This window comes from Mycobacterium hainanense (genome assembly GCF_041890355.1).
Taxonomy (GTDB): Bacteria; Actinomycetota; Actinomycetes; order Mycobacteriales; family Mycobacteriaceae; genus Mycobacterium; species Mycobacterium hainanense.
The window spans coordinates 403793-429951 of sequence record NZ_CP169059.1; the positions used below are offsets into that span (position 1 = coordinate 403793).

Genomic DNA, 26159 nt, shown 5'->3' on the forward strand with positions numbered 1-26159 from the left:
ATCGCTTCCGGCGCTTCCACACCTTGCCGCCCGGGGAAATGAAGTCGTTGTAGGGATCGATCAACACCAGCCCGGTCGTGTCCTTGCCCAACGTCACGGGTAATCATGTCTGGCCCCGCTACGGGACGAAGGGGATGTCGTCGGATGCGGTGCGCCGGGCGGCCAGCAGCGTCCGGGCGGCGTCGCCGATGGGAATGCGCAGTGACAGTTGCGGCTTCTCGGCGGCGTCGGCAACTTCGGCGGCGACCTGCTCGGGGCTGATCATCCCGGCCCGGGGCCCACCGCCCGCCAGAATTGCGGCGTAGGGGTCCTCGGGCAGGGCATAAGTCGTCACATCGTCGAGCGCCCCGGAGCTCACGGCGCCGGGCTCCAGCAGGCAGGCCTGCACGCCCAGCGGCGCGACCTCGATGGCGAGCGCCTCGACGAGGGCTTCGAGCGCCCACTTGGTCGCGGCATAGGCCGCGCCGGGTGGCAGCACGATGCGCCCGACGACGCTGGACATGAACATAAGCTTGCCGTCGCCCCGTTCGCGCATCTGCGGCAGCACCGCCTGAGTCACCCGGAGGGCACCGACCGTGTTGACGTTGAGAAGCCGCTGCAGTTCCGGCAGCGGGATCGCTTCGACCGCCGCATAAAAGATCACCCCGGCGTTGGAGATGACGACGTCGAGATCACCGGCGGCGGCAACCGCCGCGGTGACGCTCGAGTGGTCGGTAACGTCAAGGGCCAGCCGTTGGTCGACGTCGAGACCGGCGAGGGTCTGCGGGTCGCGCGCCGTGGCGACGACGCGATGACCGCGACGGGTGAACTCGACGGCGATGGCGCGGCCGATGCCGCGGCTTGCCCCGGTGATCAAGACGGACAACATGGTGCGCTCCTTTGTCAGGGGTGGGTGGTCGCCGGCGGCGCCGCCGACCGGAATTGGTGGCGTCATCGCCGCGAGTCGAAGATCAGCAGGGTGCTGCTCGCCGTGGCGACGAGGTTTCCCGACGAGTCGGTGACCTTGCCTTCGGCGAAGCCGATCCGTGAGCCGGCCTTGACGACGGTGCCGACGGCCAGTAGCGGCCCGCTGGCGACGGTCACCGCTTTGAGATAGTTCACCTTGATCTCGACTGACGTGTACCCGACGCCCTGCGGCAAGGTGGTGTGCAGCGCGCAACCGGTCACTGTGTCCAGCAGTGTGCACACGGCCCCGCCGTGAACCATGCCGAGCGGGTTGTACGTTGACGTGTCCGGGCTGCAACCGAACGCGATGGCGCCCTCGTCTACCTGGACGACGCGCATCGGAATCAGCTGCCCGATGGGTGGCGGCGGCAAGTGCCCGTCGGCCACCGCGCGCCAGTACGCCAGCCCCGACATGGACGCCACGTTGCTCTGCGTCGTGATCGGGTCGTGCCACGTCACCACCCGCGACTGCTCCTCGCCCCAACGTGCGGTGGGCGCGGGATGGGCCTGTTCAGAAGTCGTCATCGATTCCTCGGAAACTGATCGGTTTACTTGTGCAGCCCAAATTATCGCGACTTCGGCCTCTTGTAAACCGATCGGTGTAGATTGGTCGCCATGGTCGACTCTGCGCCGCACACCTCCGGCGGCCGCGGGGCGCGCGACCGTATCGAGCGCGCCGCGGCGAAACTCTTCTACCGCAATGGAATTCACGCGACCGGGGTCGAGCTGATCGCCCAAGAGGCAAACGTGTCCAAGCGCACGCTCTACCAACACTTCTCGAGCAAGAACGAGCTGGTGGACAATTACCTGCGCTCTGTCGACGCCCGCGGCGGCTCGCCCAACGAGCGACGTCTGCAGGACGGGACGCTGCCCGCACGCGAGAGGCTGCTGGCCATCTTCGAGATGGCACACCGGGACGTGCTGCGGGGCTGCCCCTTCCACAACGCCGCCGTAGAGTCGGCGGGATCGCTCGCCAGCACCGACGAGATCGTGCGGGCCCACAAGCTGGATTTCACCCGGCGCCTCACGGCAGTCGCGCGCGAGGCCGGCGCCGAAGATCCCGAACTGCTCGGCCACCAACTGGCCGTGCTATTCGAAGGCGCCACCGCGATGGCCACCTCGCTGAACGACACCGCGCCCGTCGTGCATGCGCGCGCGGCGGCCTCCACGCTCATCGACGCGGCGCTGAAGTCTTGACTACGGAGTCTTCCGGCTGTTAGACAAGGCGTGCCCCATAAAATTGGGCGATCGCCCAAAAGGGCACGGGCTTGGAGGTGGCGATGGGCCGGATGGACGGCAGGGTCGCGTTCGTGACAGGCGCGGCGCGCGGGCAGGGCAGGAGTCACGCCGTCCGGCTCGCGCGGGAAGGCGCGGACATCATCGCCGTCGACATCTGTCGCAAATTCGAGGCGTCACCCGTGGAGGGGGCGACCCCCGAGGATCTCGACGAGACCGCCGGCTTGGTGAAGGACGCGGGTGGCCGCATCGTCACCGCCGAGGTCGACGTCCGCGATTTCGACGCGCTGCGGGCGGCCGTTGACAGCGGCGTGGAGCAGTTGGGGCGTCTCGACGTCATCGTGGCCAACGCCGGCATCGGGACGACGGCGGGAAAGCTGCACAAGACCCCTGAAGCGCTTTGGCAGGAAATGATCGACGTTAACCTCAGCGGCGTCTGGAAGACGGTGAAGGCCGGGGTTCCGCACGTCCTGAACGGTGGCCGGGGCGGCTCCATAGTCCTGACATCGTCGGTGGCCGGGTTCAAGGCCTACCCGCACGTCGGCCACTACGTCGCCGCCAAGCACGGGGTTATCGGCCTGATGCGCTCGTTCGCAGTCGAATTGGGTCAGCACATGATCAGGGTCAACGCCGTCCTGCCCACCCACGTGAATTCACCGCTGCTGATGAACGAGACCACCTACCGCGCCTTCCGGCCGGAGCTGGACAATCCCGGACCCGATGACCTGGCGCCGGTGTGCCAGAGCTTCCACTACCTGCCCATCCCCTGGGTGACCCCCGAAGACATCAGCAACGCCGTGCTGTTCCTGGCCTCCGACGAAGCGCGCTACATCACCGGCGTCGCGCTGCCCGTGGATGCCGGCAGCTGCCTGAAATAGAGGAACCAATGACCGTCACCCGCGACACCGACGTCTACTACGACCCCTACGACGTCGACATCAATGCCAACCCGTACCCGACCTATGCGCGGCTGCGTGAAGAGGCGCCCATCTATTACAACGAGCGCTACGACTTCTGGGCGCTGTCAAGACATTCCGACGTCGAACGCGCGCTGGCCAACTGGGAGACGTTCTCCAACAGGCGCAGCGACATCCTCGAGCTCATCCAATCGAAATACGAGATGCCCGGCGGCGTCATGATGTTCCAGGATCCCCCCGAACACACGCGGCTGCGTGGCCTGATGTCGCGCGTATTCACCCCCCGCCGAATGGCCGAACTCGAAGACCAGATCCGGCAATACTGCGTGCGGTGTCTGGACCCGCTGGTCGGTTCGCGGAGCTTCGACATCATCGCCGAGCTGGCCTCGATGATGCCGATGCGCGTGATCGGAATGCTGCTGGGAATACCGGAATCCGAACAGGTGTCGGTGCGCGACGCCAACGACGCCAACCTGCGAACAAAGCCGGGCGCCCCGTTGAAGGTCGCCGACGCCGACTCGATCGCCGACGGCCGGATCTACGCCGACTACGTGGAATGGCGCTCCAAGAATCCCTCGGACGACCTGATGACGACGCTGCTCAACGTCGAGTTTGACGACGAGCACGGCGTGCACCGCAAGCTGACGCGCAAGGAGGTCCTGCATTACACGCAGGTAGTCGCCGGGGCGGGCAACGAGACGACCGGTCGGCTGATCGGCTGGCTGGCCAAAGTGCTCGCCGAGCATCCCGACCAGCGCCGCGCGGTCTATGAGGACAGGTCGCTACTGACCCGCACCGTCGACGAGACGCTGCGATTCGAACCGACGGGACCGCACGTCGGGCGGTGGATGGCCAGGGACTTCGAGTGTTACGGCACGACGGTTCCGGCCGGCAGCGCCATTCTGCTTCTCTTTGGCGCCGCCAATCGCGATCACCGCCGTTACACCGACCCCGACACCTACGACATCCGTCGCGACAACATCTCGCACATCACGTTCGGGAAGGGCGTGCACTACTGCCTTGGCGCCAATCTGGCCCGCCTCGAGGGGCGCGTGGCGCTCGACGAGATCCTCAACCGCTGGCCCGAATGGGGCATCGACTACGAGACCGCGCAATTGGCGTCGACGTCGACCGTCCGCGGCTGGGAGCGGTTACGAATTGTGTTGCCCTGAAACGGGTTAGCCTGGCATCTCGAACCTGTCGATGATCCGGTTCACCAGCGCCACGGCTTCCTGGTGGCCAGCCGTGGCGCCCAGTCCCTGCTCCAGGATCAGCATGCGGCCAATCGCCGCGATGATGACCGCGATGCCGGCGGGCGGGAAATCGCCGGTGTCCAGTCCGTGCTCGCGGACGATGAAATTCAGCGCGGTGATCTGCACTTCGCGCCAGCGGTCCGACCAGGCCGCGATCTCGGTCCGGATCTCCTTGCGGTGGTTGGCCAGTCCCATGAACTCCAGCAGCAGGCGGGTGTCCTTCGGCTCGATGAGGGTTTCCCAGAAGGCATGCAGGGGGCGGTCGGAGGCGAGCGCCCGCTGTTGGCGCTCCAGGTAGGCGGCCGCGCCGCGGCGGAAGACGTTCAGGTAAAGCTCATCCATGGTGGGGAAGTAGTAGTGCACCAGTGCCGGTTTGACGCCGGCCTCGGCCGCCACCCGGCGAGAGGTGGCCGCGGCGTAGCCCTCGTCGATCATGATCCCAATGGTCGCGTCGATCAGCATGTCGCGCGTCGTGGAGTCACGCGCCTTCGGTCGTTCGGAAGCGGTCATGGTGTGGTGTTCCTGTCGGCGGACCGTGGCGGGCCTGAGCTTGGGCGAGCGCCCAAATTCTAGCCTCCCGGGACGCAGGGTTAGGAAGTGGCGTGGTCGGGGAACTTCGTTCCCATCATTCAGGAAACGGAAGGAAGGCTGTGCCTCCCACTTTCGCCGACGTCATCCAATCGAAGTACCTGCTGCTGACGACGTTCACCAAGGACGGCCGCCCCAAGCCGACGCCGATCTGGGGTGTCCCGGACGGTGACAGGCTGTTAGTGATCACCGACGACGGGTCGTGGAAAACCAAGCGGATCAACAACACGCCCCGGGTCACGATCGCCAAGAGCGCCGCGCTGGGCAAGCCCAAGAGCGAAGAGGTCGAGGCAGTCGCCCGGGTGCTGCCGAAGTCCGAGACGCGGCGGGTCTACAACGCCGTGCTGCGGCGGTACTGGTATCACGCCTGGTGGTTCTACGCCCACTCGATCCTCCGAGGCGGCATCGACAAGGTCCACGTCGGCCTGGAAATCAGGCCGGCCGCTTAGCGTCGCTCTTGGGATCGATCAGGATCTTCGCGTGCGCCTCGGGATCACCCAGGGCATCAAACGCGGCTTCGACGCCGGACAACCCGACCGTCCCGGTGATCAGCGGCCCAACGTTGACCTTGCCGTCGGCGAGCATATGCAGGGTGTCGCGGAACTCGAGCGGCGTGTAGCCCAGCACGAACCGCAGGTCGATCTCCTTGTTGATCGCCATCGCCGGACGGATGTGGTCGGCACCCATGCAGACGCCGACGACGACGACCCGGGAGAACAGCGGTGCGCCGGCGATGATGCCGTCGATGACGCCGGGCACGCCGACGCACTCGAAGACAACGGGATGTTTGGGCGTCGCGGCGCCGGCCGCCTCGGCGGCGCGCCACAGATGCCACCACGGCAGCCGCAGCCGCTGAAGCTTTTCGATCGTCCCCACCGCAAGGTCGAATGCCTCCAGGATGCCGTGCAGGTGTTTGCGCCCGGCCCGGGTCTCATAGGGCGAGTCCTGCGCGGGGTCGACGACGATATCGGCCCCGCAGGCCGTCGCCAGCGCCCGGCGGCCGGGCGAGAAGTCGCTCGCGATCACGGTGCGGACGCCGTGCGACTTGAGCATGCAGATCACCGCGAGACCGATTGGCCCGCAACCGATGACGATCGCGACGTCGCCTTTGCCCACCTCGCCGCGCCGGACGGCGTGCCACCCGACGGCCATCGGCTCGGTCAGCGCGGCGATCTCGGGGGACAACCCATTGGGAACGGCGAACGTCAACGACTGCTCGACGAGCAACTGTTCGGCGTAGGCGCCGGGCGCCATCGTCGAGAGTCCGATCCCGTGCACCTCCTTGCCGCGCCGCAGCAGCGGCAGGGCCACGACGCGGGTCCCCGGGCGTGGGGCCTTGCGGGTGCCGGGCCCGTAATCGAGCACCTCGCCGCAGAATTCGTGACCGAACACGACCTGCTGATCCGAACGCATGAATGCGTCGTACCCGGATTCGGCCATCACGCCGGCGAGTTCGTCGCAGTGGCGGCGGGCGTGCAGATCGGATCCGCAGATGCCACATCTGAGCACCTCGAGCAATAGCTGACCCTTGGCGGGGGTGGGCGTCGGCCCCTCGGTTACCTCGAGTTCTGCGTTGCTGCACGTGACGCTCTTCATCCTTTGATCCTGCTACACGGTGGCCGATTTGGGACCAGCCGGTTGCAGTCCCGCGCGCACCGAGCGGGACCCGGTAGGTCGTCGAGCGCCGCGGCTTTGGCGAGAAGCCGAAGTCCATGCCGTCGTGGTGGGACGCGGACGTGGTTCCCTCAGCAGAGTGACGCGCTGCGCCCGGTTCAGCTGACGGCGCGTAGCGCTTCGAACGTGTCAGCCAGAGTCTCTTGCGGAGCCCGGTAGGTAATGCCGAGTTCACGTTCGCTCGGTGAATCGTCGGAGGCCGGCATTTGCGTGTAGTACTGCATCCCGGCCCAGGTGAAGGGCGTATCAAAGGGTACGAACCGGCTGGCGCGATCCATGACCGCGCCGGCGACGCGCAGGGCGGTATCGGGAATCGGAACCGAGACCATGGCCGACCCGGACACCTCGCCGAGCATCTTGGCCAACTCCGCCGCCGGAACGCGGTGGCCGCCAGCCATGTACCGGCGCGGGCCGCGGCCGGGCTGGAGCAGCGCCGCGTGCAACGCTGCCAAATCGCGGACATCGACGATCAACCAGGCCCCGCTCCGGCCCGGGATCACATGCATCTGCAGGGCGGCCTTGACGCCTTCGCCGGCCTCCCCGAACTGGTCACCCACCGGCGGACCGATGACCATGCCCGGGTAGGTGATGTTCACCGGCGCGCCCGCGTCCTGCAGACCGCGGGCATAGATCTCGACCTGAGCCTTGGAAGTCCCGTAGCCGTCCGCCCCTCCGACCACCGGCAGGTCGGCCGAGAGCTCTTCCAGCCCGGCATGAAAGAGCGCGCTGAAACTGGACACGTGGACGATGGGGTCCAGGCCGAGCTCGACGGCTTGGCCCAGGACGTTCTGGGCGCCCTGCATGTTGGTCGTGAGCATCTGCGCCGTCTGGCGCGGGTCGGTGGCGACCAGGGCCGCGCTGTGCACGACGGCTTCGCAGCCGTCCAGCGCCTCGCGAACCGCCATGCGGTCCGTGATGTCGGCGACGGCGTAGTCCGACACGTCGACGCCCAGCTTGGCCACCGAAGTCTCCAGCTTGGCGGGGTTGCGCACCAGAAAGCGCAGGTCGTGGCCCGCGTCGTTGATGGCTTTGGCCGTCCAGCCGCCGACGAATCCCGTACCGCCTGTGATCAGAACGCGCATAGTGGAATCTTCGCAGGCCCCGGGCGGCCTACAGATGACTGGAGGCGAAGTTGGCGGCTTGGCTCGTCATGCCGTTGAGCCCGTAGGAGGTGTGCGCGGCGAAGCCGTCGACGCCGCCGGCGCTGCCGCATATCGGGTCGCCCTGAGCGCAGAGCTCCAGCGTCTTCGGCTGATACAGCGGGCCGATGGCCAGCGGCGGCGCATGGTACTTCTGCAGAAAGTCGCCCGACGGCGTGCCGAACAGGGTGACCGCTGCGACGTGGTTGGCAACGTCCGCCGGCATGGGCGGCGGCACCGCAGACGCGGGCACGCCCGCCGGCACGGCTGCCGACGTGACATACCCCGTTAACGCGGCGCCCTGCGAGTATCCGCCGAGGACCTCGCGGGTGTTGGGGCAGTTCTTGGCCGTGGCCTCGACGTGCGAGCTGGCGTCACGGATGCCGTCGACGACGGTCTGCGGGAAGTTCGGGTTCGAAAAGTCAGTGCTCGCAGGGTAATTGACCGCATACACCCCTAGCGAGCGGGAGCCGAGCTGCGAGCGCAGCGCGTCCACGAACGACCCACCGATGCCGCCGACGCCGGGCGGTTCGCCCGACCCGCGGGCGAAGACCACTTCCACATCGGGACACGATGGATCCGCGGACGCCCACGGGCTGGGCGCGCTGGACACCAGGGCGCCAGCCGCCAATGCCGCCAATCCGGCGAGCACCGACAGCCGGCGCAGCCCCGGTAGGCAGCTCACTTCTTAAACGCGTCTTTCACCTTTTCGCCGGCGTCCTTCAGGCTGGACTTCGCCTGGTCGGCCCGGCCCTCGTCCCGGGTGTCATGGTCGCCGGTCGCCTTGCCGATGGCCTCCTTGGCGCGGCCGCCCAGGTCCTCGATCTTGTTCTTCAGCTTGTCTTCGTTACTCATGCCGGTGTGGCTACCCCGCATTGGCACAGGTTGAAACCCGACCCCTGCCATCATGGAGCTCGTGAGCGCCGCAATCGTGGTGGCAATAGTCGTGGGGCTGATGCTCCTGGGCGTCGGCATCGTGGTCAATCAGCTGCTCCGGTTGCGGCGGTATTTGCGGGATTCGCCGAGCCCGCCCCCACCCGGCGTGGACGGCCCTGAGCCCCCGGAGCCGCCGAGCTAGCCGAAACACCCCCGCGTTCAGGTCGCGATCGCCTCGATCCTGCTCGGGATCTCGCGCCGATGACCGCCTGACCCACCTGGCCGACGCCGATCACCGCTCCACGCCGACATAGGCGTTGCCACGCGGCAGTGTCAGCGGAAGGTCGGCGTAGGTGACGATGCCCGGGGCCGCGGCGACGACGGCCGGGATCGCGTTGATCGCGGGCATCGCGGTCATGATGTGGCCGAGGTCCATGAACTCCTCGAGCGTGGTGGCCGCGAAGTACGGCGGCGGCAGGAAGCCCACTTTGGTGGTCACCGTCGGCTGTCCGTCGATCTTGATGACCCAGCCGTCCTGCTCGATCTTCCAGTCGGGCTCGAGCGTCTGTCCTTTGCGCCACCGCACGTTCAGGTCGATCAAGGTGGTGTCGCCGACGGTGCCCTGCCAGCTGATGTACACGCCCGCAACGCATCCCGCGGGGATGGTCCACGACGCCATCTCGAGATCCGCGGTGGTCTGCGCGAATTCGGCGACGCATTTCACCTCGTCGAGCTCGACGCCGAGCGCGTCACCCACCAACCGGACCGCCTCGCCGAAGATGGCCGTCCCCTTCTGCGCCATCGCCTGCAGGTCCGGGTGGTCGATCGGCTGGCCGAAGCCCACCGGCTTCTCGGTCTCCGGTGAGTCGTAGAAGGTGGTGTCGGCGGCCTCGTTGACCGTGACCTTGTCGATCCGGTTGCACACCATCGCCGACACGATGGCCAACAGCTCGGCGAAACCCGGGCTGACGCCGGACCCGAAGATGGTGGAGCCGCCCTTCTCGCAGGCCTCCGAGAGCTTCTCGCGCCCGGCGTCGAGGTTGTGGCCCGTGATGAACGACGCGGTGGTCACCACGTTGACGCCGGCCGACAGGATGCGGACCAGCTCGTCGACGTCGATCCACATCGGGTTGTAGACCACGCAGTCGGGTTTGAGCGCGAGCAGCGCGTCGACGTCGTTGGTGGCCGCCACGCCCAGCGGCGGGATGCCGACGAGGTCGCCGGCGTCACGGCCGACCTTGTCCGCCGACCAGGCATAGCAGCCCACCAGTTCCAGGATGGGATTGGTGACGATCGACTTCAGCGAGCTCTTGCCGACGTTGCCGGTGTTCCACTGAACCACGCGATAGGTGTTTGGCACTCGCTCAGCATAGGGAATCGCGCCCCGGGTTAGTAGGCGGATTCGGCCGCCAATATCTCGGCGAGGAAGGCGTCGTCCGCCGGCCGGTCCAGCCGCGCACGCGACCACCGGCGCACCCGCTCGCGGGTGCGGGCCGACTCCGCGGTCTCGGCCCCGACGAGCACGGACGCCGCCGACCAGTCGTGATCCCAGGCGGCCGATTCCGAAAGTGGGCGTTGCCCGGCGTCGGTCAGGGGGAGGGTCGCGCGGCCGTCGGCGTCCAGGGCGCCGGCGCCGGATACGGTTCCCGAGCGCAGTCGCACGCCGATGCCGGTGGGTGCGTCCGGTCCGATGACGGCCACCCGCACGAGGGCGACGACCGCGGTTCTGCTCGCTTCGATCGTCCAGTCGATGGTGTTCTCGCCCGCATCGAAGATCCCGGGCGGAACCCCACCCCAATGGACCGACGCGACACCGCGGGCGATCGGGGCCGCGGAGCGCGGACCCGCGTCCGCGCCGGCGGCCAGCGCGTAGTCGTCTCGGCGGCCGCTCGGCAAGGACAACGCCCCAGCCGAATCGTCAAGGGCGGCAAACAGTTCGGGCCAACCGGGGCCGTCCACGCCCAATTCGTCGGCCAGGGCGGCGCCCGCACGCACGAGATCCAGGGCGCGTGGGTCACCGTCGGCGACGTGCGCGACCAGGGCGTCGGCGTGCGGCGCCAGCAAGCCGGCGACGTCGGAATCCAGGGTCTCGTCGGCGAAGAAGCTTTGCGCACCGGCGGTCAACACCGCGACCTCGAGGTCCAGCAGCGCGCGATCGAGGCCGGCGATGCCGTCCTGTCGGCTCGCGGGCCACCAGCGCCGCAGCCAGTGGCCCACCGCCAACCGGCGTAGCGGCTCGACCGACCCGGGCAGGATGTCCACGCCGGCGAGATCGATACTGCGGGGCTCGTCCGCCGAACCCACCGCGGAAGCGAGTGCGACGTGTCCGGACTCACCAAGGACCCGCCAGAGCCAGTCGGCGCGGCCGAAATCGGTGAAGGTGATGTGGGCCGCCGCATCGTTCGGGTCGTCCAGGGTCCAAGACAGCACCGCGCCGCTGACCTCGAGCACCGCGGCCAGCGGAGTCGCCTCGCTGATGGGCCCGGTGCTCCACAGGCCGGAATCGGCGCTCAACCTCATCCGGCCACCTGCAATTCCAGCATCGCCTTGATCCGCTGGCGATGATCCAGGCTCACCGACCGTGCGACCCCTTCGAGTAGCGACCGCACCTCATCGACGTCGTCGCAGGGCTCTTGCCACACGTCGCGCCCGTGCAGCCGCGCCCACAACCGGCTCAGGTAGGGCTGCGCGTAGGCGGCCAGGTCGTCGACCACCTGCCGTTGGCGCGGATGGATGGGGCCGCCCTCGGCGAGGTAGCGGCGGGCGTGCAGCACGTAGGCCTCCTTGCGCAGCCGCGCCTGGATCTGCGCCGCCAGGGCGTAGCGGCTGGCGACCGATGGGTCCAGCGGGGCCAACTCGACCGCGATCTCGATGCCCGCGACCAGCGTGGCCTGTTTGTCCTCGGATAGCAGCCCCCAGGGTGCGCAGGCCCGGTCGACCTCCTCCTCGCACAACAAGGGGATGTCGGGCAGCGCGTCGCGGTCCAGGGCGCGGCGCAGGGTGGCGCGCACCCGGTCCACCACGCTGCGGTCCAGCGGCCGGTCGCTATCGGCGCCGCCCGAGACGCGCGGCGGTCGTTGCGGCGCAACTGAACTCAGCCCCAGTTCCACGATGGACCACGGCAGCTGCGCCGCCTCGATGCGGGCCAGGGCACCCAGGTTGTACGGCGTGGCATCGGTGATCATCGCCGACCAGACGCGCTGGCGCGCCGTCGCGGTCCGGTGGCTGTTGGCCGGTCCGAGCACGGTGGCGAGTTCGGCCAGGAACGGGCCGGTGACGGTGTCGCCCGCTCGCACGTCGCGCCAGCTGCGGTCGAGCTGGTCGGCCAGCTTGGCCACCACGTCGGAGTCGGCCACGTACTGGTGCAGCACCTCGATCGCGGTGCGGTCGCGACCCTGATGGACGTCTTCCAGCACCGCGGCCGCCGTCTCTTGATTCTCCGCTGCCGGTTGGCCTTTCGTCACCGCCAGCTCGAAGCACACCGGGAAGTACAGCTCCTGGGCGTTTCCGGTGCGGATGCGCCGGCGGCGCCGCTCCATCTTGAGCACCTCGAACCATGCTGCGGCCGAGCGCAATTCGGGTGCGCTGCCGACGATGAGGTCACGCATCGCGGCGGCCGTCTCCGGGGTGACGACGGGTGCAGAATACTGCGGGTTGGACCGCAACCGGAGCACCAACGGGTCGATGATGCGTTTGACGGTGCGGCTCAGCGGCCCGCCGTCGTCGCTGCTGAGCACCTCCACGCCGGGGCCGATCGCCCGCCACGCCGCGTCGATCACCGACCGGCGGGGGTGGCCGACCGCCACGGCCAGCTGTGAATCCGCACTCATCTGGACAGAATAGGGGCATGGCGCCGAACGCGGCAGCCGAAAACTTGGGTTCGGTAGCGGGCCGGCGGCCGCACCCTTGGAGGCATGAACAAGCTGTCAGTACTGGTTGACCGGGTCCGGTCCGCCCGGCGTCGCGGCACAGTGGACCGCGCCGTCGGGGTCGGCACGGTGCGCGCGGTCGAGCGCCAGGTTTTCATCGAGGTGGTCGCCGTCTCCGGGGAGACGTTCATCGGCAAATTGGCCCGATGCGGCGACGATCTCGACGTCTCGCTGCTGCGGCCCGGTCTGGTAGTGCTGGTGGCGTTCGATCCCGCTGAGCGGGAACGTCTTTCGCTGCCCGACGACGTGCTGGCAGTGCACGCGGCGTGGGTGGCCTCGCTGTGAGCGCTACCGGGCGCCGTCGACCGCGAAGCTGACGACCGCGCCCCAATACAGCGGGCTGGCCGTGATATCGCCGTCGCGCCAGCGCCGCATCTGTTCGCGCTGCCACCGGTTCACGGCGCACCCCGCGTCGCCGTCGGCGCCGTGGGCGCGGTCCACGGCGACCACGGCGTCGGCCATCGGATCGGCGGTGGCCGTAGTGAACTGGCGATACGCCGCGGTGGTGGGCAGCGACCACAGGGTGGCCGTCACCAACTGCGCGCCGCCCAGGATCATCGCCGCGACCAGCCCGGTCGCCTCGTCGAATTGGTAGTCCCCACCCGAGCCGCAGGCGAAGAGGGCCACCCGCGGTGGCATCGGCAGCTGCATGCCCATTAGGTCCGAGGCGGTCAGCGGGCGGTGATCACCGATCGCCTTGGCGTCGCCGGGAATTTCGGCGGTGTCGGCGAGGTGCAGCGCGGCCCGATCGGCTTGGCCGTCGGCGGAACTGGCGTGCCCCACATACAGCAGCCTGCTCGGGGCAAGGGTCAGCAGCTTGGCCAGCCAAGTACGGTCGGCATCCTGGCGGCGGAACAATTCGACCGCGGCGTCGACGGCCGGCAGCACCGGCCGGCGTTCCAGCACGTCGGTGAAATACCGCGCCAACGGCGTCGCCGGCGAGGGCCTGCCGAGCACCGACCCCAGCGCCGAGTCCGGACGCTGCCCCGGGACCCGGGGGTCGAGAATCAGGAGCGGCGGACCGTCCTTACGGGCGGCCCACCCGGTCGTCACTCGCGAGGAGTGCACGATATTCGGCGGGACCGCCAGCAACACGTCGACCAGTTCCATCAGCCGGTGGCCGTCGGTGTGTTTCCCGATATCGGCGAGCTGCCAGGGGATTCGGGCCGCGGCCCGGCCACTGGCGGTGATGGCCTCCTGACGCGCGCGCACCAATTCTTCCTTGCTGGGTCCCGATTTCGGAAGCGCCAGCAGTCCCCACGGCACCCGCGCCAACCGCGCGCTGGGCGAGACGAACAACACCGCCCGCGGCTGGGCGACGCACTCGCTCAACAGCTGCCAGCCCGGGGTGCCGATCAGCAACACCCCGAGGATGTAGGCGAGTGTCAACTCGCTGTCCGGCGCCGCGAAGGGCCCGGTGGTCAGCGCGCGCTCGATGGCGTCACGGCGGCCCTCGGAGCCGTGCGGCTCGGGCAGGGCGCCGACCAGCTCTTCCAGCGCGGTCAGCAGCAGCGGCTCTTCGATGACCCAGTTGACGGTTCGCAAGGGCTCCCCGACGACCCGCAAGCTGGCGTAGGTGGCGATCCCGACGTCGGCGTACCTCAGGATCAGGGTGGTCCGTTGGGCATCGCTCATGGCCACGTCGACCAGGCGGCCTCGGCCGCGGTGACGGCGCGGCCGTAGCGCTGGAAAGCCAACTCACGGTAGTGGCTCAGGATCGGCTCCGCGTCCGGCTGCATCCGCAGCGGCGGCAAGGGCCCGAGCCGGGTCAGCGATGCGCCACCTGCGGCCCGCGGGCCGGCCGCCGCCAGAGCGGCCGCCGGCTCCGGGTCGACGAGGATCGCGGGGGTAGCCGTCGAAGCCCACTCACCTGTGCGCGGCCGTTGGTCACCGGTATCAAAAGTCCCTCGCGCGCTGTGGTATTCGACGAGCTCACTGATCAGCTCGGTGTTCTCCCACTCCCAGGCGACGGCGAAGGCGCCGGCCAGGACGGGGCCGGAAACGCTGGCGGCCCAGCGGGATCTCGCGTCGGCGTCGGCGATCGAATACCGCACCGAGTCGACGGCCAGCGCGGCCGGCACCTTGAGCTCGGCGGCCTGCTGGAGTTTGGTCATGCCGCGCCGGTATTTCTCGGTGCCGACCTCGCCGTGCAGAATGCCGAGCCCCTCCGCCTGCCGCGCCTCGGTCTCCTGCAGCGTCTCGTCGGGATCGCCCGAGCTGTCGAAGCCGAGGTCCGCCAATGCGTCCGCGCGCCACACCGTGCCGAGATGATTGTCCAGCAGCGCGTACTGCAACCAACTGCTGCGCGGCGACGAATCGAGCAGTTCGCGGGCCTGGGCGATCAGCTCGACCGCTTCGGCGAAGCGGCTCCAGAAGATCGCTATCCAGCTGCGTTGCAACAGGATACGGTGCAGATACAGCGGCTTTCCCAATTTACGCCAGTGCCGCTCGGCGTGTTCCCAGCATTCGTCGGCGGCTTCCAGCACGCCGGCCCCCAGCCGAGCGAGCCCCATGTACAGCCAGCAGCGGGCGACGTCGTGGGCCCGGTCGTGGCGGGCGATGACGGGGTAGGCCTGGGCAACCAGTTGCTCGGTCGCGGCGTGGTTGTTGGCCGCCCAGCACGCCGCCGCACGCTCCAATTGCGCTCGCGCCGTGGCGAGTTCCCAGCCGTTGGCCTGGGCCCGGGCTTCCGCGCGGCGCAGCCACGGGTCGGCCTCCGATAGCCGGCCGGTCTCGACGCAGAACCTGCCGTAGCCGGTGCCGGCGACGACCCGGACGTGGTCGGCGCCCGCGCCCGCGCCACCGTAGTCTTCGATGGCGCCAACGACGTTCTCCCACAAGGGAACCGACCGGACATGCAGGTCGTCCTCGCACAGTGCGGTCGCGCACAGGACCCTGGCGTGGATTCGCAGTCGCGCGTGTTCGTCGGCCAGGTCGGAAATATCCGCGTGCTCGTCGTCGCCATCCAGCAGGACCAGCGCCGCTGCCGCGCCTTCGTGATCGCCGATCGTCGCGGCCAAGCCGGCCTGCAGAAACTGGGCCCGCCGCGAGTACCGACGGATCATGCGCGTTGTGTCGGTGTCGGCGGGCATGCTCGCGTAAGCCGATACGCAGTCTTGAATGCGCCGGATCGATTCGCGCACGCCGTCATTCGCGCCGCGGTCGAGGTAGATCTCGCCGAGCTGGGCGAGGACTTCGAGCATCAGATCGTCCCGGTCTTCCCGCTCGATGCGCGGTATCAAGGACAGCAACAGATCGCGTGCCCCGGCTTCGTCGGCCGCGTACGCCAGGCGCCGCGCGCGGTTCAACTCGTCGAGGATCGGCACGGCTGCATCATAAGTCCGCGGATATGGTCGGGGGAGGGAAAGCGGCGAGCGGCGGACGCGTGAGTGAGCACGTCCGCCGCCCGCTCGTGACCGATCAGCCGCAGCTCACCTTGATGTTGAAGTCCTTGGTGATCATTCCGGCCATCGGATTCTTCAGGTCGGCGCCCTGCGCCTGGCCCGTGATGGTGTAGGTCTTGCCGTCCACCGCCACGTCGGCCGAGCCGACCTTCGCACCCATGTTGTTGCTGACCGACAGCGCGTTGCCGTCGACAACCATCGCCAGCGACTCGACCTTCGGGGTGGCCTCGTCGCTCATCACGACGGCGAGCGCCTGCCGTCCGCCGCTGGAACCACTGCCGATGTTGATCTTGCCGCCGGTCTTGACGCAGGTCACCGAGGCCGGGTCCAGGCCCGCCAGGTCGGTGCCGCCAACCTTGACCTGTGCCCCGCCGCCGTGGGCGACGCTGGGCGCCGTGCTCGATGCCGGGCTGGCCGTGTGGCCGCCGCTGGAACATCCCACGAGCACCGAAGCGGCGCCCAATGTCCCAATCGCAGCTGCGAGAAGTCGTTTCACCTTGCGATTTCCTTCCTCCATGCGCCGCCCCGATGGCGTCGTCATGGCGCAAGTACAAACCCCCGGATTCGCTACCGATCCCAAATTTCGCGGCGTCGAGCCGGTAGGCTGCGTCGAGGTCGGCGCGACGAAGGAGGCCCGCGATGCTGAGCGTGAAGTGGTTGGAAAAGCCTGAGGCCCATGACTTTCCGGCGGCAGCGGACTACCTCACCATGCTCGCGGACCCGGCGACCGTAAAAAAGGTGATCAAAAAGTTGAAGGCCGGCGCCGTCACGCACCGCAAGGCCAAGGACATCCTGCGTGCGGCCCGGCTGGGTCTACTGCCCGTCGACAATCCGCACGTCGCCGCGGACCTGACCAAAATCGAGAAGGGGCAACCGCTGTCGCCCATCCTGCTGGTGCGCGGCGACTTCGCGACCGGAGCCCCGTTGCAGGTCGCGGACGGCTATCACCGCGTGTGCGCGAGCTACCACACCGACGAGAACACCGACATTCCGGTCGTCATCGCGGCCGTGAGCCGCTGACCCGAGGATGTGACCATGATCGACATCAAGACCGTGGAAGCCGTGCAGGTGCTGACCCTTTCGTCGGGTCCCGTCAACGCCCAGGACGTCGAGCTGCTCGAAGAACTGACCTCGACGGTTCGTGATCTCGGGCGTTCGGACGCCGGCGCGCTGGTTGTCACCGGAGCCGGCCGGGCGTTCAGCGCCGGGGTCGACCTCAACCGCGTGGTCGACGGGGCCACCGCCTACACCGACCGGCTGGTCCCGGCGCTGTCCGCGGCGTTCGAGGCGATGTTCTCCTATCCGGGACCGACCGTCGCGGCGATCAACGGCGCCGCCATCGCCGGCGGTTGCGTGCTCGCCTGTGCCTGCGACCGCCGGCTGATTGCGCCCGAGGCGCCCATCGGAGCGGCCGAGGTGCGCGTCGGGGTGCCGTTCCCGGTGGCGGCGCTGGAGGTGATGCGCTACGCGTGCGGTGACCACGCCGAGGAAGTGCTGCTGGTTGGCCGCAACTATCGGGGGCCCGAGGCCGTCGCTCGTGGACTCGCTCATCGCGTGGTCGCCGACGACCTCCTCGAAGAGGCCGTGGCGGAGGCATCAGATCTCGGCGGCATCCCCGCCGCCGCCTATCGCCAGACCAAAACCCAGTTGCGGGCCCCTGCGATGGCGAGGATTCGCGAAGGGGGCGCTATCGACGACGAGGTCCGTCAGATGTGGGGCGCGGACGAGACCCAGCAACGCATCGCCGCCTACGTCGAGCGCCTGCGGCGCCGCGACTGATCAGGTCCGGCTATTCCTCGTCCTATTCCTCGTCGAGGGCGACCCCGCCCCTGGTGCGCCGGCGCCGCATCCGGTGCGACCCCTTCCCCGTCGGGCGACGGTTGCGCAATCGGGCCTGGCCTTCTTCGGTCTCCCCGGTGGGCTCTTTCGTCGGCTCTTCGATGGCGGCTTCGGGTTCCGCCGCGGCCTCCGGCTCGGCGGCCTCGGAGGTCTCGGCCGTGACGGTCTCGGCCTCCTCCGTCTCGCCGGCCTCGGCTTCTTCGGTGGCCTCGGTGTCTTCGGCGGCCTCGGTGTCTTCGGCCTCGGTCTCCTCGGCGGCCTCGGTGTCTTCGTCGGTTTCGGCCTCGTCGCCCTTCTTGCCGCGCAGCCGACGTTTCTTGGGTTGCTTCGCCTTGATCGGTTTCGGCGGCGGGGGCGGCAACTCGGCGACAAACGACAGGTAGAAGGCGAAAAACCCGAGCAGCGCGATCGCGGCGGCCGCCCCGTAAATGGCGAACAGATACTGCCCCGCGGCGTCCAGGCTGAGCCAGATCTCGCTGATCGCCGTGCCGATGATCAGCACCCCCGCCAGCACATGGCAGACGATCGAGGCGACCCGCAGCGTCAAGGCCAGGCGCGGGGTCCCCAGCTCCGGCTTGCGAACCCGCAACAGGTTGAACACCACCGGCAGTGCGGCCAAGGCGAACAGCGCACCCGTCGTGATACGCAGGGCCGTCCCCAACGAATGCGTGGTGTCGCCCATCAGCTCCGGCCAACGAGGCAACACGAAAAAGAAGTAGAGGGCGCCGGCGACGAGGGAGAACAGCAGGTGCCACGGCACGGCAATCTTGCGCCCCATACCCCTCCTCGTGCTGTTTGAGTTCACGCCAGCCTAAAGGCGGCCAACCCGAATGCATACCGATTCGCGCTTTGTCCGCATGGCGGACCCATTGCGGAGGATGCGGGATTTGAACCCGCGAGGGCTGTTAACCCAACCCGCGTTCCAGGCGAGCGCCATAGGCCACTAGGCGAATCCTCCGTGGCCATGGTAACCGAGGCCGCCATAGCGGCCGCCACTCGCTCCGCGCCAGGTATTACACTCGCGATGGACCCCGCGCGGCGTCTATCCTGTGAACTCCCCCAGGGCCGGAAGGCAGCAAGGGTCAATGGGCTCTGTCGGGTGCGCGGGGTCCCCTAATGTCGGGGCGCAGGCTCGTCCACCGCATGACCCCGACGTCCACCGCCTTCGACAGCGAAAGGGTCCACCGTGTCGCTGGATTCCCTCAGCCCGGAAGAGCTCGCCGCCGCTCACGCGCGCAACCAACAGGATTACGCGGATCTGCAGGCCAAGAAGTTGGCGCTGGACCTGACCCGCGGCAAACCGGCGCCGGAGCAACTCGACCTGTCCAACCAGCTGCTGAGCCTGCCCGGCGACGACTACCGCGACAGTGAGGGCACCGACACCCGCAACTACGGCGGCCTGCACGGCCTGCCCGAGTTGCGGGCGATCTTCGGGGAACTGCTCGGCATCCCGGTGCAGAACCTGATCGCCGGCAACAACTCCAGCCTGGAGCTGATGCACGACCTGGTCGCCTTCTCGATGCTGTACGGCGGAGTCGACTCGCAGCGCCCTTGGAAGGACGAAGCGAGCGTCAAGTTCCTGTGCCCCGTTCCCGGCTACGACCGGCACTTCGCCATCACCGAGACGATGGGCATCGAGATGATCCCCGTCCCTATGCTGCCCGACGGTCCCGACGTGGACCTGATCGAGGAGCTGGTCGCCGCCGACCCCGCCATCAAGGGCATGTGGACCGTGCCGGTGTTCGGCAACCCCACCGGGATCACCTATTCGTGGGAAACGGTGCGTCGGCTGGTCCAGATGCGGACGGCGGCCCCCGACTTCCGGCTGTTCTGGGACAACGCCTACGCGGTGCACACCCTGACGCACGAATTCATCCGTCAGGTCGACGTGCTCGGGCTGGCGGCCAAGGCCGGCAACCCCAACCGCCCCTACGTCTTCGCGTCCACGTCAAAGATCACCTTCGCCGGTGCCGGCGTGAGCTTCCTGGGCGGATCGCTGGGCAACATCGCGTGGTACCTGCAATACGCAGCGAAGAAGTCGATCGGTCCGGACAAGGTCAACCAGCTGCGGCACCTGCGCTTCTTCCGCGACGCCGACGGCGTGCGCCTGCACATGCTGCGGCACCAGCAGATACTGGCCCCCAAATTCGAGCTGGCGCTGGACGTTCTGGACAAGCGGCTGGGCGACTCCAAGATCGCCACGTGGACCGAGCCCCAGGGCGGCTACTTCATCAGCCTCGACGTGTTGCCCGGGACGGCGCGCCGGACCGTGGCGCTGGCCAAGGACGCGGGGATCGCCGTGACCGAGGCGGGCGCCTCGTTCCCGTACCGAAAAGATCCGGAGGACAAGAACATCCGAATCGCGCCCACCTTCCCGTCGCTGCCCGACCTGCGTGACGCGGTCGACGGGCTGGCCACCTGCGCGCTGCTGGCGGCCTCGGAGTCGCTGCTCGTCTCCGCCGCATCGAGTGTGAGCTGAGCGCGACGACACGCCGCGCGAGTGCGCCGCAGGTGCACGCTGGAAGCCGCTGCCGCACACGCAAAGCCCGCCGCGCTCTAGTCACCCCGCGCCGGTAGCCTGCTGACCGTGGCCCTCTACCGCAAGTACCGACCGGCAACCTTCGCCGAGGTGGTGGGGCAGGAGCATGTCACCGAACCGCTGTCGATCGCCCTGGAGGCCGGCCGGATCAACCACGCCTACCTGTTTTCGGGCCCCCGGGGCTGCGGGAAGACGTCGTCGGCGCGCATCCTGGCCCGGTCGCTGAACTGCGCGCAGGGCCCGACCGCCACCCCGTGCGGGGTCTGCGAATCCTGCACGGCGCTCGCCCCGAACGCCCCCGGCAGCATCGACGTGGTCGAACTGGATGCCGCCAGCCATGGCGGCGTGGATGACACCCGTGAGCTCCGGGACCGCGCCTTTTACGCGCCGGCACAGTCGCGCTATCGGGTGTTCATCATCGACGAGGCGCACATGGTGACCACCGCGGGTTTCAACGCCCTGCTCAAGATCGTGGAGGAACCGCCCGAGCACCTCATCTTCATCTTTGCCACCACCGAACCGGAGAAGGTGCTGCCGACCATCCGGTCGCGCACCCACCACTACCCGTTCCGGCTGCTGCCACCGAAGACGATGCGGGCGTTGATCGGGCGGATCTGCGAGCAGGAGGGCGTCGTCGTCGACGACGCGGTGTACCCGCTGGTGATCCGCGCCGGCGGCGGGTCGCCGCGCGACACGCTCTCGGTGCTCGATCAGCTGCTGGCCGGCGCCGAGGGTGCCCACGTCACCTACCAACGCGCGCTCGGGCTGCTGGGCGCCACCGACGTCGCGCTGATCGACGACGCGGTGGACGCCCTGGCCGCGTCGGACGCCGCGGCGCTCTTCGGTGCCGTGGAATCGGTGATCGATGCGGGCCACGACCCCCGGCGCTTCGCCACCGACCTGCTGGAGCGGTTCCGCGACCTCCTCGTGCTGCAAGCCGTTCCGGACGCCGTCAGTCGCGGCGTGGTGGACGCCCCCGAGGACGTGCTCGAGCGGATGCGCGACCAGGCGACCCGCCTCGGGGCGGCCACGCTGACCCGTTACGCGGAGGTGGTGCAGGGGGGGCTGGGCGAGATGCGGGGCGCGACGGCCCCGCGCCTGCTGCTCGAGGTCGTCTGCGCGCGGCTGCTGCTGCCCTCGGCCAGCGACACCGAGTCGGCGCTGCTGCAGCGCGTCGAGCGGATCGAAACCCGGCTGGACATGTCCATTCCCGCCTCCGAGGCCGTCGCCGCGCAGCCGCCACCGCCGGTTGTCGCCACGCCCGGGCGCCCCCGCAGGGAGGTCACCCGGCCCCGGGAGGCTGCCCCGCCCAGGTCGGCACCGCCCGCACCCATGCCGGAGGCGGTCCCCGAATCGGTCCCGGCGCCCGCCGTCCCCGAACCCGTCCCGGCACCGGCCCCCGAAGCCGTGGGCGCGCCGGGCGAGCTGAACGCCGCCGCGGTGCGAACCATGTGGCCGACGGTGCGCGACAAGGTGCGACAGCGTAGCCGCACCACCGAGGTCATGCTGGCGGGCGCGACCGTCCGCGCGATCGAGGAAAACACGCTGGTGCTGACCCATTCCTCGGCTCCGCTGGCCAAGCGGCTGTGCGAACAGCGCAACGCCGACGTCATCGCCGAGGCGCTCAAGGACGCCCTGGGCGTCAACTGGCGGGTGCGCTGCGAGGTGGGCACCGCGGCGCCGGTCGAGTCGGCCCCGCCGGCGCCGAGGGCCGCCGAGCCCACGCCCGACGTGGCCCAGCGCGACGAAGAGGAACACATGCTCGCCGAGGCTGGCCGCGCTGAGCCGTCCGAGCTGCGCCGCGACCCCGAGGAGGTCGCGCTCGAACTGCTGCAGAATGAGCTCGGGGCCCGCCGGATCGATAACGCCTGACCCGCGCTAGGGCGTCCACCAGGGCCGCAGCGGCAGGTGATCGTCGCCGCGCGCGTCGACGTTGGCGGCAAGCACATGGTGCAGCTGCAGGTTGTTTTGCTCGAAGGCCACCCGCGAGGCCGCCATGTACAGGCCCCACACCTTGGCGGTGGCCAAGCCGACCTCGGCCACGGCTTCGTCCCAGTGCTCGACCAGGTTGCGGCACCAGTCCCGCAGCGTCATCGCGTAGTGGTGCCGGAAGTTCTCCTCGTGCAGCACCTCGAAGCCGACGTCCTGGACCTCGGTGATGATGCGGCCCGAGCCGGTCAGCTCGCCGTCCGGGAAGACGTACCGGTCGGTGAAGCCGCCCGCGAAGGACGTCGACTTGTTGTCGTGGCGGGTGATGCAGTGGTTGAGCAGAAGACCGCCGGTGCGCAGCTTGGACTTCAAGAACCCGAAGTAGGCCGGGTAGTTCTTGACGCCGATGTGCTCGGTCAGCCCGATCGAGGACACGGCGTCGAATCCGCCCTCGGCGATGTCGCGGTAGTCGGAATGGCGGACTTCGGCGAGGTCCGCGAGCCCCTCCCGCTCGATCGCGCGCTGCGCCCACTTCGCCTGCTCACCGGACAGGGTTGCGCCGATCGCCCGGACGCCGCGTCGCGCGGCGAAGCGGACCATGCCGCCCCATCCGCAGCCGACGTCGAGCAGCCGGTCGCCCGGCTGCAGCCGCAACTTCTCGAAGACCAGCCGGTATTTGTTGTCCTGGGCCTCTTCCAGCGTCGCATCGGCGTCGGGGTACACCGCGCACGTGTACGTCATTGACGGGCCGAGCACCCACTCGTAGAAGGTGTTGGAGACGTCGTAGTGGTGGTGGATGGCCTCGGCGTCGCGGGTCTTGGTGTGCACCAGCCCGTCGGCGATCCGACGCCACCGCGGCGGCGTCTCCTGCGGCGGCGGGGCGACCGGTACCAGCCGCTCCAGCCCCATCGATCGCACCACGTTCGCCAGCACGCGCGCCGGCGGCCGCTTGAATTGGACCCGGTCGGTCAGCGTCTTGAGCAGCTGGTAGGGATCTCCGGCGTGGACGCCGTACAGGTCCAGGTCGCCTGCCACGTACGCGCGGGCGAGGCCCAACTCGCCGGGAGCGGTGGCCAGATAGGTGGCGCCGCGCGGGGTCCGCAGGTCCAGGCCCAGCTCGGCGTCCGCGCTGCCTGCGGTGCTGCCGTCGTAGGCGGTGAACTTGAGGGGATGGCGCCCGGTGGCGGCGAAGATCTCCAGGATCTCCGCCATGCTGAGCTTTCCGGTGGTGCGGTGGGGTTCTTTGGTCTCGCTGATGGAAGTCATCGCCGTTGTACCGCCTTTGCGTAGAGGTCGAGGAGACGGGAATCGGGATCGTAGGTTTTCTTGACCGTGTTGTAGGCCTCGCCGCCGTACAACTCGTCGAATTCCTCGCGGGCGTAATACGAATCGGAATATAGCGATTTGTGCCCGTCGAGTTCGCTCACCTTCGCCTCGATCGTCCGGTTGGTTCCACCCTCCGTGGTGCCCGCCGGCACCGAAGACCAAAAGCCGACATTGACGTACGTGTGGTCGGGCCGCATCGGATACAGCGGCCAGCCCTCGCGGTCGCGCAGCCGCAGCGGGCACAGCCAGAGCGGGGTGATAGGCACGTTGTCCAGGAACCACTCCAAGAATTCGCAGGTCCGTTCGACCGGCACCTCTACGTCTTGGACCACCCGCTCGCGCGGGGGACGGCCCTTGCGCTTCTCGATCCGGTCGGCGATACCGAAACGCTGGTCCATGGCGACGAGCTTGGAGTAGACGCTGCTACGCCGGTAGCGGCGCGGCCACCAGGGCCGCAACCGGGGGTTCTGCACACCGAACGCCCGCGAGCACCAGAACCAGTCGGTGTCCCAGCGCCAGAAATAGTCATGCATCGTCAGCCGGTCGTCCTTGGTGGCTTCTTGCGCGAGTTCGGGGCCGGGGGAGTCGTGCCGAATCGACTCGTAGTAGATGTTTTTGCCGGTGTAGTCGCTAACCGGTCCGGGGGTAGTGGTTCGCCGGGCCACGCACAAGTAGCTCTCGTCCGCGCTGAACACCACGCCGTCGAGGTAGTCGACCGGTGTTCCGCCCTGGCCGCCGGTGTCGATGATGCGTTCCATGGCCGCGACCAGCGCGGGCAACGAGCGGAAGCGGACATGGCGCAATGCCACAAACGGCGCGACTGGCTCCAGTTCGATCCGCAGCCGGGTCGAATAGCCAAGCGTTCCATAGGAATTGGGGAAGGCGCGGAACAGGTCGGCGTGCTGGGTGCGCGACGCGGTCAGCAACTCGCCGGCGCCGGTGAGAATGTCCATCTCCTGCACCGATTCGTGCGGTAGGCCATTGCGAAACGATGCGGATTCGATGCCCAAGCCGCTGACCGCCCCGCCCAGTGTGATGGTCTTCAGCTGCGGGACGACCAGCGGTGAAAGGCCATAAGGCAAGGTCGCGGCGACCAGGTCCTCATAGGTGCACATGCCGGCCACGTCCGCGGTACGGGATTCGGGATCGACATTCAGCACGCCGGTCAGGCCCGATGTGTCCAGGCCGGGGGCATCGCGTTTAGTGCGGGCGCGGAACAGATTTGACGTTGGTTTGGCGAGCCGGACGACCGACGTCGCGGGGATGGATCGATAACTCGCCATCAACCGGTCAACGCCCGACTTGTGCGCCGAGAGTGCAGATCCAGAGGCAGGCACCACATATACCCTAGTCTTCGACCACAGCCCGTGCACCCGCGTGCGGGCGGGCATAGCTTCAGGAGTTGTTTTGGGACAGGTGAGTGCTGCGAGCACGATTTTGGTGAATGTTGAGCCGGCCGCCACCCTGGCGGCCGTCGCGGATTATGAGACGGTGCGTCCGAAAATTCTGTCCCCGCAGTACAGCGACTACCAGGTGTTACAGGGCGGTCAGGGGGCGGGCACGGTGGCCAGATGGAAGTTGCAGGCCACCAAGTCGCGCGTCCGCGACGTGCAGGTCAACGTCGACGTCGCCGGCCACTCGGTGATCGAGAAGGACGCGAATTCGTCGATGATCATCAACTGGACGGTGGCCCCCGCCGGACCCGGCTCGAGCGTCACCGTGAAGACCACCTGGACCGGCGCAGGCGGCGTCAAGGGATTCTTCGAAAAGACTTTTGCACCACTGGGATTGAAGAGGATTCAGGGCGAGGTTTTGGAAAACCTCAAGCGGGAGCTGGAGGGCTAGGCGCGACTGGCGACTGCCACCGTCGGGCCGAGCGCCCGAGTGCGGAACTCGATCTTGATCGCCGGATCCGCATGCTCCGCGAGCGCCGTCAGGGCCGACGGGCTGTAGGCCCGTAACGAGCTGATGACCCCGTCGTGTGCCAACGGGACGAGTCGAGTGAACGGGAGCACCGCCGCGAGCACCACGACGTGCAGCGGCGCCGGGGGCCTACGAAGGTCGATGATCAGCAATTTCTTCGCCGCGCGGGTCCCTTCGGCGAACACCCGGGCGGCCTGCTCGGGCGGCAGGTGGTGCAGCGACAACGCGAACAGCGCCAGGTCGTAGTGTCCGTCCGGGGCGTCAATCGCGGTCGCGTCCATCTGCCGCACCGTGGCGCGCGGGTGGGCCCCCAGGTCGCCGGCTGCGACCTCGGCGACGAACGCGGGATCGACGTCGGTGACCGTCACATGCGCCGTGGAGTGATTGGCCAGCAGCCTGCGCGACAGACCGCCGAACCCGGCCCCGAGTTCGAGGATCGTCGGGGAGGGCACATCGGCCACCTCGGCGAGCGCCACCCGGGCCAGGCCCTCGTGCGTGCGGGGCCGACGTCGTTCGGCGCGGTCGAGCGCGGCGATCACCTTGCGCTTGAGATCGTCGACGTCGTCACGGTCCAGGTACTCCAGCCGATCCGTTTGCAACCTCCGGTCCAGCCAGGAAGCGTCCGGCCCGCCGCGGGGCATG

General features: G+C 68.5%; 29 protein-coding genes, 1 tRNA gene and 1 other RNA gene. 13 read left to right on the forward strand and 18 right to left on the reverse strand.

The features are described from left to right. Positions 1-118: 118 nt before the first annotated feature. The gene (locus ACEL92_RS01940; protein ID WP_374023995.1) at positions 119-868 is read right to left on the reverse strand and encodes an SDR family NAD(P)-dependent oxidoreductase; all 750 of its coding nucleotides are present in this window, start codon (positions 866-868) and stop codon (positions 119-121) included. Positions 869-930: 62 nt separating this feature from the next. Beyond that, positions 931-1470, reverse strand: coding sequence for a PaaI family thioesterase (locus ACEL92_RS01945; protein WP_374023996.1), 540 nt, complete (start codon positions 1468-1470; stop codon positions 931-933). Positions 1471-1560: 90 nt separating this feature from the next. On the opposite strand from ACEL92_RS01945, the gene ACEL92_RS01950 reads away from it, so the two are divergent. The 3 genes from ACEL92_RS01950 (at position 1561) to ACEL92_RS01960 (ending at position 4270) form a co-directional block, all read left to right on the forward strand. Then, positions 1561-2142 (forward strand): TetR/AcrR family transcriptional regulator, encoded by a 582-nt coding sequence (locus ACEL92_RS01950; protein WP_374023997.1) that lies wholly within the window; start codon positions 1561-1563, stop codon positions 2140-2142. 83 nt (positions 2143-2225) lie between these two features. Then, entirely contained in the window at positions 2226-3059 is an 834-nt protein-coding gene (locus ACEL92_RS01955; RefSeq protein WP_374023998.1) for a mycofactocin-coupled SDR family oxidoreductase, read from the forward strand. Between the two features lie 8 nt (positions 3060-3067). Then, complete coding sequence (locus tag ACEL92_RS01960; RefSeq protein WP_374023999.1) at positions 3068-4270, forward strand: cytochrome P450; 1203 nt, start codon at positions 3068-3070, stop codon at positions 4268-4270. Between the two features lie 6 nt (positions 4271-4276). Here ACEL92_RS01960 and ACEL92_RS01965 read toward each other — a convergent pair whose 3' ends face one another. Beyond that, positions 4277-4861 carry a TetR/AcrR family transcriptional regulator gene (locus ACEL92_RS01965; RefSeq protein ID WP_374024000.1) on the reverse strand — a complete coding sequence of 195 codons (585 nt, stop codon included), beginning with the start codon at positions 4859-4861 and terminating at the stop codon, positions 4277-4279. A 140-nt stretch (positions 4862-5001) separates the two neighbouring features. Between ACEL92_RS01965 and ACEL92_RS01970 the strand changes: the two genes are divergently transcribed. Beyond that, on the forward strand, positions 5002-5388 hold the full coding sequence (locus tag ACEL92_RS01970; RefSeq protein WP_374024001.1) for a PPOX class F420-dependent oxidoreductase: 387 nt from the start codon (positions 5002-5004) through the stop codon (positions 5386-5388). Here ACEL92_RS01970 and ACEL92_RS01975 read toward each other — a convergent pair. From ACEL92_RS01975 to ACEL92_RS01990, 4 genes are all read right to left on the reverse strand, one after another. Continuing rightward, complete coding sequence (locus ACEL92_RS01975) at positions 5372-6535, reverse strand: zinc-binding dehydrogenase (protein ID WP_374024002.1); 1164 nt, start codon at positions 6533-6535, stop codon at positions 5372-5374. The genes ACEL92_RS01970 and ACEL92_RS01975 overlap by 17 nt on opposite strands. A 176-nt stretch (positions 6536-6711) precedes the next feature. Then, positions 6712-7695 carry an NAD-dependent epimerase/dehydratase family protein gene (locus ACEL92_RS01980; RefSeq protein WP_374024003.1) on the reverse strand — a complete coding sequence of 328 codons (984 nt, stop codon included), beginning with the start codon at positions 7693-7695 and terminating at the stop codon, positions 6712-6714. Positions 7696-7723: 28 nt separating this feature from the next. Then, positions 7724-8437, reverse strand: coding sequence for a cutinase family protein (locus ACEL92_RS01985; RefSeq protein ID WP_374024004.1), 714 nt, complete (start codon positions 8435-8437; stop codon positions 7724-7726). Beyond that, on the reverse strand, positions 8434-8607 hold the full coding sequence (locus tag ACEL92_RS01990; RefSeq protein ID WP_046182002.1) for a CsbD family protein: 174 nt from the start codon (positions 8605-8607) through the stop codon (positions 8434-8436). The genes ACEL92_RS01985 and ACEL92_RS01990 overlap by 4 nt, the downstream gene beginning before the upstream one ends. 61 nt (positions 8608-8668) lie before the next feature. Here ACEL92_RS01990 and ACEL92_RS01995 point away from each other — a divergent pair, with 61 nt between their 5' ends. Beyond that, a complete protein-coding gene (locus ACEL92_RS01995; protein ID WP_374026435.1) occupies positions 8669-8830 on the forward strand; it encodes a hypothetical protein in 162 nt (53 codons plus the stop codon). 90 nt (positions 8831-8920) lie between these two features. Here ACEL92_RS01995 and ACEL92_RS02000 read toward each other — a convergent pair whose 3' ends face one another. From ACEL92_RS02000 to ACEL92_RS02010, 3 genes are read right to left on the reverse strand one after another with little or no spacing between them, the layout of a single operon-like run. Beyond that, positions 8921-9988 carry a dihydrodipicolinate reductase gene (locus ACEL92_RS02000; protein WP_374024005.1) on the reverse strand — a complete coding sequence of 356 codons (1068 nt, stop codon included), beginning with the start codon at positions 9986-9988 and terminating at the stop codon, positions 8921-8923. A gap of 29 nt (positions 9989-10017) precedes the next feature. Beyond that, complete coding sequence (locus tag ACEL92_RS02005) at positions 10018-11148, reverse strand: hypothetical protein (RefSeq protein WP_374024006.1); 1131 nt, start codon at positions 11146-11148, stop codon at positions 10018-10020. After that, complete coding sequence (locus ACEL92_RS02010) at positions 11145-12458, reverse strand: hypothetical protein (RefSeq protein ID WP_374024007.1); 1314 nt, start codon at positions 12456-12458, stop codon at positions 11145-11147. Before ACEL92_RS02010 ends, ACEL92_RS02005 begins: the two co-directional genes overlap by 4 nt. An 84-nt stretch (positions 12459-12542) precedes the next feature. Between ACEL92_RS02010 and ACEL92_RS02015 the strand changes: the two genes are divergently transcribed. Beyond that, a complete protein-coding gene (locus ACEL92_RS02015; RefSeq protein ID WP_374024008.1) occupies positions 12543-12842 on the forward strand; it encodes a hypothetical protein in 300 nt (99 codons plus the stop codon). A gap of 3 nt (positions 12843-12845) precedes the next feature. On the opposite strand, the gene ACEL92_RS02020 is transcribed toward ACEL92_RS02015, so the two are convergent. The 3 genes from ACEL92_RS02020 to ACEL92_RS02030 form a co-directional block, all read right to left on the reverse strand. Next, positions 12846-14192: a CHAT domain-containing protein gene (locus ACEL92_RS02020; RefSeq protein WP_374024009.1), complete on the reverse strand. Its 1347-nt coding sequence runs from the start codon at positions 14190-14192 to the stop codon at positions 12846-12848. After that, the gene (locus ACEL92_RS02025; protein ID WP_374024010.1) at positions 14189-15883 is read right to left on the reverse strand and encodes a hypothetical protein; all 1695 of its coding nucleotides are present in this window, start codon (positions 15881-15883) and stop codon (positions 14189-14191) included. The genes ACEL92_RS02020 and ACEL92_RS02025 overlap by 4 nt, the downstream gene beginning before the upstream one ends. A gap of 94 nt (positions 15884-15977) precedes the next feature. Further along, positions 15978-16457 (reverse strand): lipoprotein LpqH, encoded by a 480-nt coding sequence (locus ACEL92_RS02030; protein WP_374024011.1) that lies wholly within the window; start codon positions 16455-16457, stop codon positions 15978-15980. Between the two features lie 19 nt (positions 16458-16476). Here ACEL92_RS02030 and ACEL92_RS02035 point away from each other — a divergent pair, with 19 nt between their 5' ends. The 3 genes from ACEL92_RS02035 to ACEL92_RS02045 are packed head-to-tail and all read left to right on the forward strand — an operon-like array spanning position 16477 to position 17740. Continuing rightward, complete coding sequence (locus ACEL92_RS02035) at positions 16477-16632, forward strand: hypothetical protein (RefSeq protein WP_374024012.1); 156 nt, start codon at positions 16477-16479, stop codon at positions 16630-16632. After that, positions 16601-16981 carry a hypothetical protein gene (locus ACEL92_RS02040; RefSeq protein WP_374024013.1) on the forward strand — a complete coding sequence of 127 codons (381 nt, stop codon included), beginning with the start codon at positions 16601-16603 and terminating at the stop codon, positions 16979-16981. Before ACEL92_RS02035 ends, ACEL92_RS02040 begins: the two co-directional genes overlap by 32 nt. Before the next feature lie 15 nt (positions 16982-16996). Continuing rightward, positions 16997-17740 carry an enoyl-CoA hydratase/isomerase family protein gene (locus tag ACEL92_RS02045; RefSeq protein WP_374024014.1) on the forward strand — a complete coding sequence of 248 codons (744 nt, stop codon included), beginning with the start codon at positions 16997-16999 and terminating at the stop codon, positions 17738-17740. 22 nt (positions 17741-17762) lie between these two features. Here the strand turns inward: ACEL92_RS02045 and ACEL92_RS02050 are convergent, their stop codons facing one another. Further along, complete coding sequence (locus ACEL92_RS02050; RefSeq protein WP_374024015.1) at positions 17763-18578, reverse strand: hypothetical protein; 816 nt, start codon at positions 18576-18578, stop codon at positions 17763-17765. A 94-nt stretch (positions 18579-18672) separates the two neighbouring features. Beyond that, a tRNA-Ser gene (locus ACEL92_RS02055) sits at positions 18673-18758 on the reverse strand. 65 nt (positions 18759-18823) lie between these two features. Between ACEL92_RS02055 and ffs the strand changes: the two genes are divergently transcribed. The 3 genes from ffs (at position 18824) to ACEL92_RS02070 (ending at position 22211) form a co-directional block, all read left to right on the forward strand. After that, positions 18824-18918: signal recognition particle sRNA small type (gene ffs, locus ACEL92_RS02060), an RNA gene on the forward strand. A gap of 68 nt (positions 18919-18986) precedes the next feature. Beyond that, a complete protein-coding gene (locus tag ACEL92_RS02065; RefSeq protein ID WP_374024016.1) occupies positions 18987-20279 on the forward strand; it encodes an aminotransferase class I/II-fold pyridoxal phosphate-dependent enzyme in 1293 nt (430 codons plus the stop codon). Positions 20280-20387: 108 nt separating this feature from the next. Beyond that, positions 20388-22211: a DNA polymerase III subunits gamma/tau gene (locus ACEL92_RS02070; protein ID WP_374024017.1), complete on the forward strand. Its 1824-nt coding sequence runs from the start codon at positions 20388-20390 to the stop codon at positions 22209-22211. Between the two features lie 6 nt (positions 22212-22217). Here ACEL92_RS02070 and ACEL92_RS02075 read toward each other — a convergent pair whose 3' ends face one another. Further along, positions 22218-23525 carry a class I SAM-dependent methyltransferase gene (locus tag ACEL92_RS02075; RefSeq protein ID WP_374026047.1) on the reverse strand — a complete coding sequence of 436 codons (1308 nt, stop codon included), beginning with the start codon at positions 23523-23525 and terminating at the stop codon, positions 22218-22220. 5 nt (positions 23526-23530) lie between these two features. Next, complete coding sequence (locus ACEL92_RS02080) at positions 23531-24877, reverse strand: FAD-binding oxidoreductase (RefSeq protein ID WP_374024018.1); 1347 nt, start codon at positions 24875-24877, stop codon at positions 23531-23533. 124 nt (positions 24878-25001) lie between these two features. Between ACEL92_RS02080 and ACEL92_RS02085 the strand changes: the two genes are divergently transcribed. Further along, positions 25002-25439: an SRPBCC family protein gene (locus ACEL92_RS02085; protein ID WP_374024019.1), complete on the forward strand. Its 438-nt coding sequence runs from the start codon at positions 25002-25004 to the stop codon at positions 25437-25439. Here the strand turns inward: ACEL92_RS02085 and ACEL92_RS02090 are convergent. Further along, positions 25436-26158 carry a class I SAM-dependent methyltransferase gene (locus ACEL92_RS02090; protein ID WP_374026048.1) on the reverse strand — a complete coding sequence of 241 codons (723 nt, stop codon included), beginning with the start codon at positions 26156-26158 and terminating at the stop codon, positions 25436-25438. The genes ACEL92_RS02085 and ACEL92_RS02090 overlap by 4 nt on opposite strands. Position 26159: the final 1 nt, after the last annotated feature.